Annotated in this window: 15 protein-coding genes; 6 read left to right on the top strand and 9 right to left on the bottom strand. The window is 57.3% G+C overall.

What is annotated here, in order from left to right:
• Positions 1–2: 2 nt before the first annotated feature.
• Together ACK3EW_RS19665 and ACK3EW_RS19660 are read right to left on the bottom strand one after the other, a co-directional pair.
• Positions 3–1,082, bottom strand: coding sequence for a tartrate dehydrogenase (locus ACK3EW_RS19665; RefSeq protein WP_493807493.1), 1,080 nt, complete (start codon positions 1,080–1,082; stop codon positions 3–5).
• A gap of 108 nt (positions 1,083–1,190) precedes the next feature.
• Positions 1,191–2,264: a tartrate dehydrogenase gene (locus ACK3EW_RS19660; protein WP_439119692.1), complete on the bottom strand. Its 1,074-nt coding sequence runs from the start codon at positions 2,262–2,264 to the stop codon at positions 1,191–1,193.
• Between the two features lie 131 nt (positions 2,265–2,395).
• Between ACK3EW_RS19660 and ACK3EW_RS19655 the strand changes: the two genes are divergently transcribed.
• The 3 genes from ACK3EW_RS19655 to ACK3EW_RS19645 all read left to right on the top strand — a co-directional run bounded on the left by ACK3EW_RS19655 (position 2,396) and on the right by ACK3EW_RS19645 (position 6,896).
• Complete coding sequence (locus ACK3EW_RS19655) at positions 2,396–3,307, top strand: LysR family transcriptional regulator (RefSeq protein ID WP_493807492.1); 912 nt, start codon at positions 2,396–2,398, stop codon at positions 3,305–3,307.
• A gap of 181 nt (positions 3,308–3,488) precedes the next feature.
• Entirely contained in the window at positions 3,489–4,472 is a 984-nt protein-coding gene (locus ACK3EW_RS19650; RefSeq protein ID WP_493807491.1) for a TAXI family TRAP transporter solute-binding subunit, read from the top strand.
• Between the two features lie 150 nt (positions 4,473–4,622).
• A complete protein-coding gene (locus ACK3EW_RS19645) occupies positions 4,623–6,896 on the top strand; it encodes a TRAP transporter permease (protein ID WP_493807490.1) in 2,274 nt (757 codons plus the stop codon).
• 65 nt (positions 6,897–6,961) lie between these two features.
• On the opposite strand, the gene ACK3EW_RS19640 is transcribed toward ACK3EW_RS19645, so the two are convergent.
• Complete coding sequence (locus ACK3EW_RS19640) at positions 6,962–7,954, bottom strand: aldo/keto reductase (RefSeq protein ID WP_493807489.1); 993 nt, start codon at positions 7,952–7,954, stop codon at positions 6,962–6,964.
• 80 nt (positions 7,955–8,034) lie between these two features.
• Positions 8,035–8,931 (bottom strand): UTP--glucose-1-phosphate uridylyltransferase, encoded by an 897-nt coding sequence (locus tag ACK3EW_RS19635; protein ID WP_493807488.1) that lies wholly within the window; start codon positions 8,929–8,931, stop codon positions 8,035–8,037.
• A 151-nt stretch (positions 8,932–9,082) separates the two neighbouring features.
• On the opposite strand from ACK3EW_RS19635, the gene ACK3EW_RS19630 reads away from it, so the two are divergent.
• Genes ACK3EW_RS19630 through ggpS form a run of 3 tightly spaced genes read left to right on the top strand, consistent with a single transcriptional unit; the run spans position 9,083 to position 12,491 of the window.
• Positions 9,083–10,225 (top strand): NAD(P)H-dependent glycerol-3-phosphate dehydrogenase, encoded by a 1,143-nt coding sequence (locus ACK3EW_RS19630; protein ID WP_493807487.1) that lies wholly within the window; start codon positions 9,083–9,085, stop codon positions 10,223–10,225.
• On the top strand, positions 10,222–11,004 hold the full coding sequence (locus ACK3EW_RS19625; RefSeq protein ID WP_493807486.1) for an HAD-IIB family hydrolase: 783 nt from the start codon (positions 10,222–10,224) through the stop codon (positions 11,002–11,004). The genes ACK3EW_RS19630 and ACK3EW_RS19625 overlap by 4 nt, the downstream gene beginning before the upstream one ends.
• Positions 11,004–12,491, top strand: coding sequence for a glucosylglycerol-phosphate synthase (gene ggpS, locus ACK3EW_RS19620; protein WP_493807485.1), 1,488 nt, complete (start codon positions 11,004–11,006; stop codon positions 12,489–12,491). Before ACK3EW_RS19625 ends, ggpS begins: the two co-directional genes overlap by 1 nt.
• Before the next feature lie 31 nt (positions 12,492–12,522).
• Here the strand turns inward: ggpS and ACK3EW_RS19615 are convergent, their stop codons facing one another.
• From ACK3EW_RS19615 to ACK3EW_RS19595, 5 genes are read right to left on the bottom strand one after another with little or no spacing between them, the layout of a single operon-like run.
• A complete protein-coding gene (locus ACK3EW_RS19615; protein WP_439119700.1) occupies positions 12,523–13,485 on the bottom strand; it encodes an ABC transporter ATP-binding protein in 963 nt (320 codons plus the stop codon).
• Positions 13,485–14,459, bottom strand: coding sequence for an ABC transporter ATP-binding protein (locus ACK3EW_RS19610; protein ID WP_493807484.1), 975 nt, complete (start codon positions 14,457–14,459; stop codon positions 13,485–13,487). The genes ACK3EW_RS19615 and ACK3EW_RS19610 overlap by 1 nt, the downstream gene beginning before the upstream one ends.
• On the bottom strand, positions 14,459–15,403 hold the full coding sequence (locus tag ACK3EW_RS19605) for an ABC transporter permease (RefSeq protein ID WP_493807483.1): 945 nt from the start codon (positions 15,401–15,403) through the stop codon (positions 14,459–14,461). Before ACK3EW_RS19605 ends, ACK3EW_RS19610 begins: the two co-directional genes overlap by 1 nt.
• Positions 15,403–16,383 (bottom strand): ABC transporter permease, encoded by a 981-nt coding sequence (locus ACK3EW_RS19600; protein WP_439119703.1) that lies wholly within the window; start codon positions 16,381–16,383, stop codon positions 15,403–15,405. The genes ACK3EW_RS19605 and ACK3EW_RS19600 overlap by 1 nt, the downstream gene beginning before the upstream one ends.
• 51 nt (positions 16,384–16,434) lie before the next feature.
• Positions 16,435–18,000, bottom strand: coding sequence for an ABC transporter substrate-binding protein (locus ACK3EW_RS19595; RefSeq protein WP_493807482.1), 1,566 nt, complete (start codon positions 17,998–18,000; stop codon positions 16,435–16,437).
• Between the last annotated feature and the right edge of the window lie 67 nt (positions 18,001–18,067).

Here is an 18,067-nt window from a genome sequence, read left to right as displayed (position 1 = left end):
CCTCAGACACCGTCCAGAAGGGCGTCGGCAATTGCGGTAGCACAGGTGACTGTATCAGCTTTGCCACCAAGGTCGGCGGTGCGCAGCCCGTCTTCGGCCAGAACTGTTTCGATCGCCCGCACAATGGCTGCCGCCGCTTCGGTCTGACCCAGATGGTCGAGCATCATCGACGCCGCCCAAATCTGACCAACCGGGTTGGCAATGCCTTTGCCCGCAATGTCAGGGGCCGACCCGTGGACCGGCTCAAAGAGCGATGGAAACCGGCCTTCCGGGTTGATGTTGCCCGAGGGCGCAATCCCAATGGTTCCGGTGCAAGCAGGACCAAGGTCTGAAAGGATGTCACCAAACAGGTTCGACGCAACAACGACATCGAACCAGTCCGGATGCAGAACGAACTGCGCTGTCAGAATATCGATGTGAAATTTGTCGACTTTCACATCCGGGTAACGCACCGCCATTTCTTCGACACGCTCATCCCAGTACGGCATGGTTATCGAGATGCCATTCGACTTAGTGGCTGATGTCAGGTGACCGCTGCGTGTTTGCGCAAGGTCGAAAGCGTATTTCAGAATACGGTCCACACCGATCCGGCTCATCACCGTTTCCTGAATCACGACCTCGCGCTCTGTACCGGGAAACATGCGGCCGCCAATGGACGAATATTCGCCTTCGGTATTTTCGCGTACGATCATCATGTCGATATCGCCCGGCTGACGACCCGCCAACGGCAATGGCACACCCGGCATTGCTCGAGCCGGGCGCAGGCTGACATATTGATCGAATTCGCGTCGAAACTGGATCAAAGATCCCCAAAGCGAGATGTGATCTGGCACGACCTCTGGCCATCCCACGGCACCAAAAAATATCGCGTCGCTTCCAGAAAGCTGGTCTTTCCAGTCCGGTGGCATCATCTCTCCGTGCTTGACGTAGTAGTCAGCGCTCGAAAACGCATGTTCCTCGAAATCAAACCCAAGATCGAAGCGGCGCTGCGCCGCCTGCAAAACCCGAACGCCCTCAGGCGTTGTTTCCTTGCCGATCCCGTCGCCGGGGATAACCGCAATCTTGTAGCTGTTTTGGGGCACGGGGCAGATCACCTTTTGAGACGAGGCGGCGCAAGCTTTGCCGCACAGCGGTAGTATAAAAGGCCCGAGGTCGGGGCCAAGTCCCGATGACCTCGGACTCTGGTTTTGTCAGATGTTTTCGCCACGAATGGCTTCACAGACAGCTTCGGTCACTTCCTTTGTGGTCGCGGTCCCCCCCACATCAGGAGTGAGGATACCTTCGGCGCAGACTTTTTCGACCGCACGCATCAAACGCTCAGACGCCTCCGTTTCCCCAAGGTGGTCGAGCATTTGACTGGCAGTCCAGAACGTGGCGACCGGGTTGGCAATCCCTTTGCCTGTGATATCAAACGCAGACCCGTGAATTGGTTCGAACATCGACGGGAACCGGCGTTCAGGGTCGATATTGGCGGTCGGGGCAACACCCAAAGATCCAGCTAGGGCACCGGCCAAATCAGACAGGATGTCTGCGTGCAGGTTGGTTGCCACGATTGTGTCCAATGACTGAGGATTCTTAACCATTCGAACGGTCATCGCATCGACCAGCATCTTGTCCCACGTCACGTCCGGGAACTCTTGTGCGACCTCTGCCGCGATCTCGTCCCACATGACCATACCGAACCGCTGTGCATTGGACTTTGTGACCACGGTCAGGAACTTGCGCGGGCGTGATTGGGCCAGTTTGAACGCATAGCGCATGATGCGTGTCACACCGACACGGGTGAAGATCGACACTTCGGTCCCGACCTCTTCGGGCATGCCTTTGTGCGCTCGACCGCCATGCCCTGAGTATTCGCCTTCGGAATTCTCACGCACGATCACCCAATCCAGGTCGCCGACTTCCACCCCACGCAAAGGCGAGGTTACACCCGGAATGATCTTGGTCGGGCGCACATTCGCGTATTGGTCAAACCCTTGGCAGATCGGTAGGCGCAACCCCCACAGTGTAATGTGATCCGGTACATCAGGCGCACCAACGGCCCCAAAATAGATCGCATCGAACGGTTTGAGTTGTTCCAGACCGTCTTCCGGCATCATCACGCCGGTCTTCTTGTAGTAGTCGGACCCCCAATCAAACGAGGTCATTTCAAAACGCACATCTCCGGCGCGCTGTGCGAGAACCGACAGGACCTCGCTGCCCGCCTCGATCACCTCTGGTCCAATGCCATCGGCAGGAATGGCAGCAATCTTGTAGGTCCGCATTATTTTCTCCTGATAGGTGGTCCGGCCGGAAGACGTAGTCGCTCTGGCCCAGTTGGCGCGACAATCGCAACTTGACCGGATCAACACAACGCGCCAGAGATCATATAAATAATTGAATTAATGGTCACCGTATGGAACTTCGTCAGCTGAGATGCCTGATCGCCGTCGCGGACACGCTTCACTTTGGCCGGGCGGCCCAGAATCTCAACATGCTGCCCGCCTCTTTGGGCCGTCAGATCAAGCTGCTGGAGGAGAGTTTGGGCGCACGTCTGCTGGTCAGAACGACCCGCAGCGTGTCTCTCACCGAGTCTGGTCGTAGCTTTGTCGAAGCAGCCCGCGACATTGTCGAACAGGCAGATCGGCTCGAGGTGTCCTTTCGCGAGAACCGGCAGGATCAGGCATCAATCCTGCGGATAGGAGCGATCGACAGCGCTGCGGTTGGCCTGATGCCGCAACTTCTGCCTCATTTCCGAGAATTGCATTCCGACATCGACGTTGAGCTTTTGGAACAGAAGACCATCCGTCTTTTGCCACGACTTTTGTCCGGTCGTCTGGACATAGCGATTGTGCGACCACCCGAAGTCCGTGATGCGCGGCTTTTCTACCAACACCTGTTCTATGAAACCGCCGTGGTGGCGGTGCCAGAAAGCCATCCATTGGCGAAGCGGAAGACCGTAACGGTACAGGATATGGCCGGCGCGCCATTGATCGTTCCAGAGCGCAATTCACGGCCACATAGCCATGATCTGACGATGAAGCTTTTTCTCGAAGCTGGCTTGACCGCGCGCGTGGCGCAAATTGCTGAGGAAAAGCAGACTATCGTCAGCTTGGTGAGCACGGGCGTTGGCCTTGCCATCGTTCCACGATGGGCCTCGCGTCTGGCAGTCGGCGGCGTGACCTTTGTGTCGCTTGAATTGCCCGACACCGCCCGAAACCGTTTGGCCGTGTCCGCCGTTTGGGTCCGAGACGCCCGCCATCCGGCACGCGACGCATTTCTGAACGTGTTGAAAGACCGCCTGTCAGCTTTGGCTGAAACCGCGTGAAACACAGAGATTCGCCGATTGTTCAAAATAATTGAATAATCTGGACACCCCAAGTTCAGGTCTTTTACCTTGAATTTATGAATTCCTTGCCTGTAGCGTTATATCATGCGTCGCGGATCATGCCGCTATGGGTCGCAATGTCAAAACTGCGCCCGAAGAACGCACACAGTGGAGGAAAACAATGAAATTTACTGCTTTGACAGGGGCCGTTGTGGTCGCTGCCTTCTCGGCAACCATGTCCGTCGCTCAGGACCGGACAGGTTGGCCCGAAAGCTTTACCGTTGGTACAGGATCGCAGGGCGGCACCTATTTCGGCTACGGGTCCGGCTGGGCCGGGATCGTGTCCGAGGTTCTGGGCGTGTCCGGCGGTGCCGAGGTGACTGGTGGTCCGATGCAGAATATGGCGCTCGTCCACACTGGCGATCTGCCCTTCGGCATGACCACAATGGGTCCGGCGGCGGAATCCATCGCGGGCTCGAACCCGATTGCACCGGGACTGCCGATGAACAACGCCTGCGCGATGTTCCCAATGTATCAAACACCGTTCTCGGTCACGGCGCTTTCGTCGTCCGGCATCACTTCGATCGCCGACATCCCGGCAGGTGCGCGTATTGGCTTTGGCCCGGCAGGGTCGACGTCTGACACCTACTTCCCGCGGATGATGGAAGAACTTGGCGTCGACTTCGAGCGTCGCAACGGCGGGTGGTCCGACCTTGGTGGTCAGCTTCAGGATGGTTTGCTGGACGTGATCGCGTTCGCAGCAGGTGTTCCGGTTCCGGCTGTGTCACAGCTTGAGGTTCAGACTGCGATCAACATCATCGAATTCACTGAAGAAGAGCAGGCCAAGATCACGGCAGCCTTCCCGGTTGCGAATTTCGACATCTCGGCGGATGCCTATACCACACTCGAAGCCCCGGCGCGCTCGGTCTCGATGTGGAACTTCGCCATCGCAAACTGTGATCTGCCGGAAACCTTTGTCTATGAAGTCGTGAATGCGGTCATGTCCGACAATGAGCGGATGGTGAACACACACCGCGCGGCAACCTCGACCCTGCCGGAGTTCTGGGATCGCAACACCGTTATGAAGTGGCACCCCGGTGCGGCACGTTGGTTCACCGAAAATGCAGGCGCATCGATCGGTGCCGACATGATCCACGGTGGATGATCTTATATGATTTGTGAGCAATGATGCGTTATTGTTCGTAAAATCAAGAAAATCGGAACCGCGCCCCATCTGCGGGCGCGGTTTTGTTTCAATGTTGGTCTTGCAAAGGTAACGTTTAGATCACCGAGGCCATCACCCGGGGAGGACACGATGACCGATTCCAAAAGCCAGCAGGCCGACGACCTCATTCTCGCGGAAGGCGTGGATGAAGAGCCCATTGAGAGCAACCGCAGACTATTCTCGGGGCGCGCCTATCTCGTGATGGCCGGTCTTTCGACGATATATGCCGCGTTCCACATGATTGCGCTGAACGGGGTGTCCATTTCGGATTGGACCGGGATCGAAATCCCGATGCTTCCACAATTTCCGCTGGAGACATGGAATTTCCGGATCGTACATATCTCCGGAGCGCTGGCTCTGGGGTTCTTGCTGTTCTCGGCACACACATTTGCCGATGACGACACCCCGCAAAAGCAAACCCGCCTGCTTTCGATTGTAGCCTTGATCCTAGCCATTCCAGCACTGATCGCTGGTTTTACGGCATCGGGCTATCACACGATGATCAACTCGGGCACCTTGCCGCAAATGGGCGGGCTGACCACATGGGCCGCGTTTCCCGGAACCGAGATTTACGCAAGCGAAGTCTGGTGGTTCGGCACACCCCTGCTGATTGCCACCTTCGGCGCCATCGTGACCGGTTGGTTCGAGCGCCGCGAGCGCGAGGTCTTTGCCGCCTCGGATGTCGTTCTGGCGATCTGTGCCATCGTGATCGCGATCTACCTGATCGCCATCTACGGCACCGCAGCGCGCAATGCGGTCGGCACGCCGTTTGTTCCCATCGGGGTGGCCTTCGCTGCGACTGCCGGATCCGCCTTGATCCTGGAACTGACGCGACGTGTGGCCGGCCTGGCACTGGTGATCATCACGGGTATATTCCTGCTCTATACCTTTGTGGCGCACCTTTTGCCGGGCATTCTGGCCGTGCAGAGCGCCTATAGCTGGCAACGCTTCTTTGGCCATGTCTATTCGGATGCGGGTATTCTAGGGCCGACAACGGCGGTGTCGTCGACCTATATCATTCTCTTCATCATCTTTGCCGCGTTCCTGCAGGCCTCAAAGGTTGGCGATTACTTCGTGAACTTCGCCTTTGCGACGGCGGGCCGCGCGCGCGGTGGCCCAGCGAAGGTGGCGATCTTCGCATCGGGTCTGATGGGCATGATCAACGGTACATCGGCGGGCAACGTGGTGGCCACTGGATCGCTGACTATCCCGCTGATGAAACGTGTTGGCTACCACAAGAAAACCGCTGGCGCGGTCGAGGCGGCCGCGTCTACCGGGGGTCAGATCATGCCGCCGATCATGGGGGCTGGTGCCTTCATCATGGCCGAAATAACAGGCATTCCCTACACCGAAATCGCCATCGCTGCCATCATTCCGGCGATCCTGTATTTCGTGTCGGTCTACTTTATGGTTGACTTCGAAGCGGCAAAACTGGGCATGCGCGGTATGCGCGAGGACGAGCTTCCCAAGTTCAACAAGCTTGTCCGCCAAGTCTATCTGTTCATCCCGATCATCATTCTGATCGCAGCCTTGTTCATGGGCTATTCTGTGATCCGGGCTGGCACATTGGCGACTGTTGCAGCCGCAGTTGTGTCGTGGTTCACGCCGCACCGGATGGGGCTTCGCTCCATCCTCAAGGCGTTCGAGCTGGCGGGGATCATGTCGATCCAGATCATCGCGGTTTGTGCCTGCGCGGGTATCATTGTTGGAGTTATCAGCTTGACTGGCGTCGGTGCACGCTTCTCGGCTGTGCTTCTGGACCTCGCCGGGGTAAGCCAACTTTTGGCGCTCTTCTTTGCCATGTGTATCGCAATCCTTCTTGGCATGGGCATGCCGACCACGGCCGCATATGCCGTTGCCGCATCCGTCGTTGCACCGGGTCTTGTGCAGCTGGGTATCCCGACGCTGACCGCGCATTTCTTTGTGTTCTACTTCGCGGTTCTGTCAGCGATCACACCGCCCGTGGCGCTGGCAAGCTACGCAGCGGCGGGAATTTCTGGAGCAAACCCGATGGAGACGTCGGTGGCATCGTTCAAGATTGGCATCGCGGCTTTCATCGTGCCATACATGTTCTTCTACAACAGCGCGATCCTGATGGATGGCACATGGGTCGAAGTCATCCGAGCTGGGGTAACCGCCACGGTTGGTGTTTTCCTGCTCAGTTCAGGTGTGCAGGGCTGGTTCCTTGGCGGGCGGTCGGCGTGGTTCCTGCGAGTTGCCTTGATCTGCGCGGCGCTCTTCATGATCGAAGGAGGATTGATCACCGACCTGATCGGCCTCGGGATCGCGGCCGGCGCTTACTTTGTGCAGAAATTTCTGCATCCGAAACCCGATGCCAGCATTCCGGTGCGCGGCGCGGATTAATCAAAGCACTCCGAAATAAAAAAGGCCGGGCGTGTTCCCGGCCTTTTTCATGCGCGCTGCAGTAATCAGCAATAACCTTCAGGGCCGTTCCATTGCGCTTGGGAGTATCTGTCCCCATGCGCCCAGCCGACTGGCAAGATGCTGTCAATCTCGGCCATCATGTGAGGCGTCAGGATCAGGGAAGTTGCTGATGCACATTCCGCCAAGTGATCCGGCGACCGTGTGCCAGGGATCGGAATAATGTGGTCCGCACGGGCAAGGCACCACGCCAAAGCAAGGGCGGTGGCCGTTGTTCCGTTGTCTTCGGCATAGGCCTTGAATGCGTGTGCAAAGGGAAGATTGAAGCTAAAATTCGGCTCCAGAAACCGGGGGTTGTTCTTGCGGAAATCCTTGTCGAGAAACGTAGTTGGATCGGGCGTCACGCTTGACACCATCCCCCGCGCCAAGGGCGAATAAGCCACCAAGGCGACATCAAGCTCTTTGCAGGTTTGCAACATGCCTAGGTCTGGCTGACGTGACCAAAGCGAATACTCGCTTTGAACCACGTCAACAGGCCCAACCGCAGCTGCGCGACGCAGGGATGCGGGAGAGATTTCAGAGAACCCGATGCCACCGATCTTGCCCTCTGCCTTCAGCGCCAGAAGTGTTTGCATGACATCTTCAATCTCGATGTCGCGGTCCCGCCGGTGTACATAGAACAGATCAACGTGGTCGAGTCCCAGACGCTTCAGCGACCCTTCCAACTCTGCGCGCAGATAGTCGGGTTTGTTGTTGAAGCCGCGATTGCCATGTTCCTTGTCGCGCCAGATGCCAGCCTTGGTCGCGATGGTGAACTTGGATGCGTCGCCCTTGAGGAACGTCCCGATCACGGTTTCGGAGATGCCCATCCCATAGACATTCGCGGTGTCCAACAGGTCCATCCCAAGGTCAAGTGCAGCGCCAAGCGCAGCGTGAGACTCGGCCTCATCAGTGGCCCCGTAGAAACCGCCAAAACTCATGCAGCCGAAACCGATTTCCGAAACCATCTTTCCGGACTTCAGCAAACGTCTTTTCTTCAAGGACTTTCTCCACCGTATTGCCCAGCGACTTAACTCGCGCGGAGATAACATCACGGTGTTGGGGAAAGGGGAACCCCTTGTCAGGCAGCAACGGCGGATGCCGGTACAACAAGCCCACGTGCCTTGAGCACGGCAAGACATTCCGGATCGCGCGTCGCGAGTTCCAAGGTCGCTTCAAGCATCCCTGCCTTGGACCCACAGTCGAACCGGGTACCCGAGAATTGAAAGCCTCCAAGCCCAAGGTCGAATGCACCGCGGGCAATCGCATCCGTTAGTTGAATTTCCCCGCCTGCACCCGGTTTTTGCGTTTCCAGCGCGTCAAAGATCGAGGCGTCGAGGATGTATCGACCAACCACGGCTTGCCGAGATGGCGCGTCTTCGGCGGCGGGCTTTTCGACCATGCCATCGGCTGTAACGATTGCACCGTCTTTGCCTGTGACGGACAGAACGCCGTATTTGTGCACTTGGTCTTCGGGCACTTCCATCGTTGCGACCAGATGACCGGTTTTGCTTTTGGCGTAGGCATCTACCATTTCGGTAAGGCATCCTATGGATCCGAGGATCAGGTCGTCAGGCAATATGACTGCGACGGGCCCGTCGAGAACATGATCCTTGGCACACAGAACCGCATGGCCCAAGCCCTTGGGTTCAGGTTGCATGACGAAGCGCACATCGTCTTCGATCGGGCAGAACGCTGCTTCAGTCAGGGCTTCGGCGACATCCTCTTTGCCGCGCGCACGCAATTCGCGTGTGAGGCGGGCGTCCTCCATGACGTGCCGCTCTATAGCTGTTTTGGAGGGGTGGCTGACAAAGATCATGCGTTCGATCCCAGCGTCGCGTGCTTCATCGACGGCGTACTGTATCAGAGGCGTGTCGAGCACCGGCAGCAGCTCCTTCGGCGTTGCCTTGGTGGCAGGCAGAAAGCGTGTACCAAGGCCGGCAACAGGAAAGATCGCAGTGCGCACGTGTCGGGTCATGTTCTGAATCCTCAATTGTTAAATATATTGGGAGTAACGCATTGCAGCGCAGAAAGTTTCGCGCTTGCAGCATTTCTCTGCAGTTGCACGGAACCGGGCGCGGCCGAGCTGCGTTGAAGTTTCATAAAGATATTTTCAATGGGGCTTTCGAATGAAATTTGATCAATTGACCGGGGAGTCTCTTCCCCGTTCTGCGCACCCGTATCGTCGCCTCGCCGTAATTGGTGCGGGTGCCTACGGAACAGCTTTGGCGCATGTCGCAGCTCAAGACGGCACACAGGTTTCATTGTGGAGCCGCCGTCCAGAAATTGCGCGTATGATCAATGAGACATCGCAAAACGCTGAGTATCTACCCGGAATCCAGTTGGCGGCTTCTATCACCGCCTCGGATGATCTTTTGACGGTTCTCCGAGATGCCGATGCCGTGATGTTGGTCGTCCCGTCGCACGCGCTTCGCCAAACAGCCCGCGAAATGCGGGCCGTCCTGCCTTCGGGTATCCCGATCACGGTCTGCGCAAAAGGCATCGAGGCTGGGTCAGGATTGCTTATATCACAGATCATCGAGGACGAATTGCCGGGCCATACTGTCGGTGCGTTGTCAGGCCCAACCTTTGCCAAGGAACTGGCAGCCGGTCACCCCTCAGCTGCGACACTGGCGTTTTCTTTCGATCAGGCGGACCGGCTCGATCCCGAGAACAGCGCAGCGGCTCGCATGGCGGTCACTCTAGCGACGCCGGCGTTTCGCACGTATTTGTCGGATGATCTTGTAGGCGTGGAAATAGGTGGTGCCGTCAAGAATGTGATCGCCGTTGCCTGTGGCATGATGCGCGGTGCCGGGTTTGCCGAAAACACACGGGCCGCGCTGATCGCCCGAGGGTTGGACGAAATGAAGGCGCTGGCGGAAGCATTGGGCGGGCGGCGTGAAACGGTCACGGGGCTGTCCGGGATCGGCGATCTGACGCTGACCTGTTCAAGCACGACATCGCGAAACATGTCGCTGGGTGTTCAACTCGGCCAAGGGAGCGTTCGTTCCGATTGTTTCGGCGGCAAGCCCACTGTTGTGGAAGGCGAAGCAAACGCGATCTCCGTCACGGATCTGGCGCGGAAACTCTACGTTCCGATGCCGATCTGCGAAACAGTTCGCGGAATCCTTCACGACGATCACCCCATCACGGAAAGCTTTGCCCGGCTTTGGTCTGAACCGATCGAATCCGAACCGCGCGCTATGTCGCTGACATTCGCGCATCCGACCTCGCTGGCGGACATCTGTACATTGCAAGAGAGGCCATCATGAGTTTGCAGGCACCGATCCAAAAAGCGATTGGCGACAAGCCCTTTGTACTTGCCACCGACCTTGATGGCACATTCCTTGGGGGATCTGCACAATCGCGGGAAATGCTTTACAATTTTATCGAAGATAATCGGAACAGCGTCGGCCTGATTTTTGTAACTGGTCGCCACCCAGAATTCATTCAGGATCATTGTGATGCCTATGGCATCCCGATGCCGGATTACGTGATTGCCGATGTGGGCACCACGATTGCACGGGTCCATGGACCGGGCATCGTCTTGCCAGATACGCAGCTTGAAGAGCCAATCGCACAGGCTTGGCAAGGCAAGGCAGGTCCCGTGCAAGCCCTGATGGAACAGATCAACGGATTGACGCTTCAGGACGCACCGTTCCGACATCGCCTGAGCTATCACATTTCGCCTGATGGTTTTGATGCGTCAGAGATGGAGCCTGTTCGGGCACTTGATGTGGATGTGCTGATCTCGGACAACCGGTTTGTCGACGTTCTCCCGAAAGGCGTCTCCAAAGGCCCAACCTTGCGTCGCTTAATCAAGGTGCTTGGCATACCAGAGGATCGGATCCTCGCGGCTGGAGACACTTTGAACGATATCTCCATGCTGACAGCCGACCTTTACGCCGTTGCCGTGGGCGGGTCCGAAGTCGCGCTTTACGATGCGCTCCCCGAAAGCCCTAAAATTCATCGCGCTCGCGCAATCGGTGCAGCGGGCATTCTTGAGGCCATTGCGGCCTTTGACCTTCATCCAACTCCAGGGAGTTATTGATGTCCTCCGATCTTGTGATCGTCTACCACCGCCAACCGTATGAAGAAGTCGAAGAGAACGGGAAAACCGTTCTGCGTGAAAACAAGAGCCCGAACGGGATCGTACCAACGCTGAAGAGCTTTTTCGGCAAGGTCGAACACGGTGCATGGGTCGCGTGGAAGTTGGCAGACGACGCCAATAACCCCGGCTGGGACCGACAGATCGAGGTCGAGGACAGCTTTGGCAGCTACTCGGTCTCGCGGCTGCCGCTGACGCAGAAGCAGGTTCACGAGTTCTATCACGTCACATCGAAAGAGGCGTTCTGGCCGATCCTGCATAGCTTCAAGGATCGCTACAACTATGACCCGGTGGACTGGCCCAATTTCCGCGAAGTGAATTGGCGGTTCGCGGAAGCAGCAGCTGCCGAAGCTGCACAGGGTGCATTGGTCTGGGTACATGATTACAACCTATGGCTTGTGCCCGGATACCTGCGCCAGATGCGCCCCGACGTGAAGATCGCCTTTTTCCACCACACGCCATTCCCCGCACCGGACATGTTCAATGTCTTGCCATGGCGCAAAGAGATTGTGGAAAGTCTAATGGCGTGTGACAGCGTCGGCTTTCACATACCGCGATATGCCACCAATTTCGCTGCGGTTGTCCAAAGTCTTATGGATGTGGAGATCACCAAGCGGGACAAAGTTCCAGACGACCTGATTGCGGAAGGAACGGCTCTGACTGAACGGAAAGTGCCGGCCATCCTTGGAGGTCCCAATCGTGACGTGCACCTGAGCGTTGCGCCAGTCGGAGTCGATGTGGACTATATTCAGACTCGTGCACGCGTAGATGCCACGGCACAGCGCGCAGAGGAGCTTCTTCGGGATCTCGGAGATCGCAAGCTTATTTTGTCAGTTGGCCGCACCGATTATACCAAAGGGGGCATCGAGCAGCTTCAGTCGTTTGAGCGCATTCTTGAGGATCATCCTGAATTTCGTGGCAAAGTTCAGTTGATGCATGTCTCTGTCAGCGCAAACCGTGGCATGGCCGCCTATGGGGAAATCCAGTCTGCCATCGAAGAAGCGGCGGGGCGTATCAACGGGCGCTTTGGATCTTTGGATTGGCAGCCGATCACTCTTGTTTCGCGGGCGATACCATTCAAGGATTTGGTAGCTTATTATCGTGCTGCAGCCATTGCCTGGATCACGCCTTTGGCGGATGGCATGAACCTCGTTGCCAAAGAGTTCATCGCTTCGCGGGTGGATGGTGACGGGGTTTTGGTTTTGTCGGAATTCGCCGGAGCAGCAGTTGAACTTGAGGCTGCTGTCGCAACCAATCCATTCTCGAACCGGTCTATGGACGTCGCGATTTGCCAGGAGCTGGACATGTCCGAGCCGGAACGCCGTGATCGTATGGCTTCCATGCAGCGTGCTGTACGACAATATGACCTTTCAAGTTGGGGCCGGTCAGTGGAAAACCTCTTGCCCCACAATCAGAAATCAGCGGCCTGATATCAAAACGGGGCCAGCACGGCCCCGTTTTTCATTCCGCGAGATGACACGCAACGCGTATGCCGTTGATCTGTCGCATCGCCGGACGGTCACGTTTGCAGACATCCTGAGCGATAGGGCAGCGCGGGTGAAAGGCACACCCTGACGGTGGATTGATCGGGTCAGGAATTTCGCCTTCAGGCGGCTGAACCTCTCGCCCAAACCCGTCCATCTGAGGTGCGGCTTCCAAAAGCATCTGCGTATAGGGGTGCTTTGGGGTTTCGAACAGATCCTCTGGCGCGGCCTCTTCGACCAATCGCCCGAGATACAGCACACCGATCTTGTCAGCCATGTGCCGTACCACGGTAAGATCGTGGCTGATCAAAACATAGGTCAAACCGAAATCATCTTTAAGATCGCTCATCAGGTTAAGAACCTGTGCCTGCACCGACACGTCCAAAGCTGAGGTAGGTTCGTCACAGACGATCAGGTTCGGCTCTGACGCAAGCGCACGGGCGATGCAGATTCGCTGGCGCTGACCACCAGAAAACTCGTGCGGGAATTTGCCCGCGTCCTGCACCGACAAACCGACCTGTTCAAGCAGCCTTTCCGCCAACCCTTCGATGCTTCCTCCACGTGACGCGACCGGTTCCACGATGATATCCTTAACCCGCCATCGCGGATTGAGCGACGCGTAAGGGTCTTGAAAGATCATCTGGATGTCAGACCGGATCGCATCGATCTTGGCTGCGTCGGTCTCACTCGCCAGATCAATGCCTTCGATCTCGACCACGCCTGAGGATGGTTTCAAAAGACCAACCAGCATTTTGCCGATGGTTGACTTGCCCGACCCGCTTTCGCCGACAAGCGCGTAGGTGCTACGCGGTTCCACGTCGAAATCCACCTCGGACACCGCAGTCAGAAAGGCCTTAGAGCGACGTTCGATCACACGGTTCAGCCAAGGCTTCGACACGTCGAACACACGGCTGAGGTTTTTGACCCTAACAAGCGCCATTAGATGACCTTTTCATCGACCAGAGGATACCAACAGGCCGCCTGACCATTGCTCACACGGGGCACGGGAGCTTGTCGGCATTTATCCGTTGCACGAGGACAGCGGGGATTGAACGCGCATCCATCCGGCACCGCATCCAGACGTGGCATCGCGCCGGGGATTTGGTGCAGGCGGCTTTTGCCCTGCGAGGCCAGCGGCGTCGAGGCCATAAGCCCATGTGTATAGGGATGCTGCGGGTGGGTCAGCACATCTCGTACAGGTCCCAGTTCTGCCAAACGCCCGGCATACATCACCGCAACGCGGTCGGTGGCCTCAGCAATAACCCCCATGTCGTGCGTGATCAGCATCACGGCAGTTCCGCGATCCCGACAGAGGCGCCGCAAGAGCGCGATAATCTGCGCTTGCACCGACACATCGAGCGCAGTTGTTGGTTCATCTGCGATGATCAGCGACGGTTCAGCACACAATGCAAGCGCGATCACAACGCGCTGTCGCATCCCGCCGCTGAATTCATGTGGATAGCTGTTTACACGTGCGGCTGCGCCGGGAATGCCGACTTCTTCCAAGGCAGCTACCGCGCGCTTTTCGGCTTCGGCCCGACTTATCGGAAGGTGAGTCAGCATGGTTTCCGTCAACTGATCGCCGATCCGAAGCAACGGGTTGAGAGAGGTCAGCGGGTCTTGAAAGACCATGCCGATCTCCTTGCCCCGCAGCCGCCGCATCGCATCGCCCTTGAGGTGATCGATGCGCTGTCCGTTCAGCCAAATCTCACCCTTGGAGATATGCGCTGGCGGTGTCAGCAACCCGATCACGGCATTCCCTGCCATCGACTTGCCCGCGCCGCTTTCACCGACGATGCCAAGGATCTCACCCGCCTGGATGTCATAGCTGACACCATCCACGGGTCGCACAATCCCGTGGCGCGTTGGAATTTCGACCGACAGGTCTCGGATTGACAGAACTGGATCAGCCATCAGCGGAGCCTCGGGTTCAAGGCATCACGCAGCCAGTCGCCCAGCAGGTTCACTGACAGCGCAAGGACCAAAAGCGTTGCCGCTGGGAACAGCAAAATCCACCATTCACCAGAGAACAGGAAGCCCTGACCGATGCGGATCAACGTGCCCAGCGATGGCTGCGTTGGCGGAGCGCCGACGCCCAGAAAGCTTAGCGTTGCTTCGGCAATAATGGCCAACGCCAGCGAAATCGTCGCGATTACGAGAACTGGGGACAGCACATTCGGCAGGATGTGGCGCAGCATGATTGCTCCGGGTTTACGCCCGATCAACCGCGCCGCCTGCACATATTCCTTGTTCTTCTCGACCAACGTCGCACCGCGAACAACGCGCGCGAATTGCACCCAGTCAGACAGACCAATCGCAAGGATCAGCACCCAGATCGCCATCTGATCGCGATACTCAACAGGCGTGACACCTTTGGCGACCCCAAAGATCAGCATCGCCACCAAGATGGACGGAAAGGTCAGTTGCACATCGGCAGTGCGCATGATGATAGTTTCTGTCCAGCCACCGACATAGCCAGAGATCAGCCCTAAAGTGATCCCGAGGACCACGGCGAAGAACACGGCTGCCACGCCCACGAACAGCGAAATACGCATTCCGTAAAGGATGGTCGAGAATACGTCCCGGCCCTGATCGTCAGTGCCCAGCAGGAACGAGTCCCCCGTAAACGCGTTCGGTGCCATTGGAGGCGTGAAACCGTTCATCAGATTGAGCGATGCCGGATTGAACGGATTGGTTGGAGCGATCAGCGGCGCGAACACGGCGGCCAGAACAAGAACCAGCACCACCCCCGCCGACACCATCGCGACAGGGGATCGTTTGAAGGTGTAAAAAAGGTCACTTTCCAACGCGAGGCGGAAGCGTGACTTGGGTTTTACCGGGATTGGAAAATCCGACATCAGTGGCCTCCTGACCGGTCCACCCGCAGGCGCGGGTCAATGAAGAAATAAAGGATGTCCACCAGCAGATTGATCCCGACGAACATTACTGAGATCAGCATCAGATACGCGGCCATGACGGGGATATCGACGAACTGGATTGCGTTGATGAAGAGCAGTCCGACACCCGGCCATTGGAATACGGTTTCGGTGATAATGGCGAAGGCAATGATCGCGCCAAGTTGGAGACCGATCACTGTAATGACCGGCACCATCGTGTTCTTGAGCGCGTGACGGAAATTCACGGCGCGGTCGCGAAGACCCCGCGCGCGGGCAAAACGGATGTAGTCCTGCCGAAGTACTTCCAACATCTCGGATCGCACCAGACGCATGATCAGCGTCATCTGATAAAGTCCCAACGTAATCGACGGAAGGATCAGCGCTTTGAGCCCGCTTTCCGTCAGGAATCCAGTCGACCACCCGCCAAGGTCCACGGTTTCGCCCCGCCCAAAACTGGGCAGCCAGCCCAATTCGACTGAGAAAAGATAGATCAGCAGGATGCCGATCAGGAAGGTGGGTAGAGAGACCCCGATCAGCGATCCGGACATGATCACATTTGCCAAGACACCATCGCGCCTGATCGCCGTAAACACGCCCAGCGCGATGCCAAACAAGATCGCCAGAACGCCGGACACCATCGCAAGCTCCAGCGTGGCAGGCGCGCGTTCCAACAGTATCTCCGCCACGGGCCTGCCCTGTCGGTAGCTGACGCCGAAATTGCCCTGAACCGCGCCTTCGAGGAACTTGTAGTATTGCACCACGAACGGCTGATCGAGGCCAAGCTGCGCCCTCAGACGGTCGATATCTTCGGCCGTGCGCTCCTGCCCCAGCATGTTGTCGATGGGATCACCGACAAAACGGAACATCGAAAAAGCGACAAGCCCGACGATCAGCAGCACAAGCGCCGATTGTCCAACACGCCGAATGATATATGCGAGCATGTCGCCCCCGGTGGTCTGTGTCCGGGGGCGGCTCTCAGCCCCCGGAACGCTTTAGTTTACGGTCACCCAGCGCAGGATGAAAAAGTCATCCGGACGCTGTGTCAGTTCGATATTGCTGCGAATACCCCACACCAAGGGCTGCACATACATCGGCACATAAGCCATTTCGTCCTGCAGGATTTTGGTGGTTTCGTCGATCATCGCCTGACGTGCAACCGGGTCGATCTCGGACTGGATCATCGGCAGAAGTTCATCCACCCGCGCGTTGGAATAACCGCCAAAATTCCAGCTTCCGACACGCAATTCTTCGTTCGGAGTGGCGGCAAGGAAGCGGATCGGGTGTTCTGCGTCGAACGTGCCCGGCGACCAGCCCAGAAGGAACATGTCATAATTGTCAGCGCGCAGCTCCGGCCAGTAGTTCTGGACCGGCATCGCATCCAGAGTTGCAGTGATACCCACCTGAGCCAGCATGCCTGTGATCGCCTGACAGACGGCCTCATCGTTCAGGTAGCGGTTGTTTGTGCATTTGAATCCAAAACTAAACCCATCGGGATAGCCCGCCTCAGTCAGCAGGGCACGGGCACGATCCGGATCATGCGCGGGGCGCTCTGCAAGGGCAGGAACGTAGCCCTGCATCGCCGCGCTGACCAATTGGCTGACCTCTTCAGCATTCCCACGCATGATGGTCTGCAGGATCGCCGGGACATTGATCGCATGGGCCACGGCCTGACGGACACGCACATCGGCAAAGGGGTTAGAGTCAGTTGTCTCGGAAGAATATTTGAGCGTCTCGGCCTCATGCGGGAAGCCAAGCATGATAACCCGTGCTTCGATGCCTTGAATGACGTCGACATCGGGGTTTTCCTTGAGCCGCGCCACATCCTGGATCGGCACCGGGTTGATGAAATCGACATCGCCCGACAACAGCGCTGCAAGTGCCGTGGCCGGGTTCTGGATCGGCGTTAATTCGGCACGTGTTATGTTGTGCTCAGCTTCATCCCACCAGCTGTCGAACGGTTCAAGTACCGTGCGCAAACCCGGCTCCCGGGCTGTCACGCTGAATGCGCCGGTGCCGTTGGTATTCAGCGTGGCATAGTTGCCATTCTCTTTATCCGGCAGTGCTGCGTTGTTCGCTTCGGCCCAACCACTATCCATGATCATCCAGTTAGCAATCGACCCCGGGAAAATCGGGTTGGGTGCGGTTGTCATGAAATCAACGGTGTAGTCATCGACGACAACAACTTCGGATACCGGAGCAAACCAGCTTCGCGTGTCGGACACTTCGTCTGAGGCGCGCTGATATGAAAACAAAACATCCTGAGCAGTGAACTCTGCCCCGTCATGGAACGTCACACCTTGGCGGAGCGTGAATCGCCAGCCTTCGCCATTGCCAATCGGTTCCCACGACGTTGCAAGTGCAGGTTCTACAGTCATATCTTTGCCGCGACGGACAAGTCCTTCGTAGACATTGTTCAGAAAGCCTAGAACCGGTGCCGAGTTGACCGCATGCGGGTCCATCGTCTGCGGATCGGTATTCACTGCCCAGGTGAATTCTTCGGCCTGCACAGCAGGGGCAAACGCAGCTATAACAGCCGCCAGTCTAAGTGAACGTCGCATGGCAATTCCCTCTGGCTACAATGAGCGATGTCGCGGCCCAGTCAGAAGGCCGCGACATATTGGCATG

This window comes from Marivita sp. NO-S04, assembly GCF_059070475.1.
The sequence above is the reverse complement of the archived record's forward strand: the minus strand, read 5'-3'. Positions and strand labels throughout refer to the sequence as shown.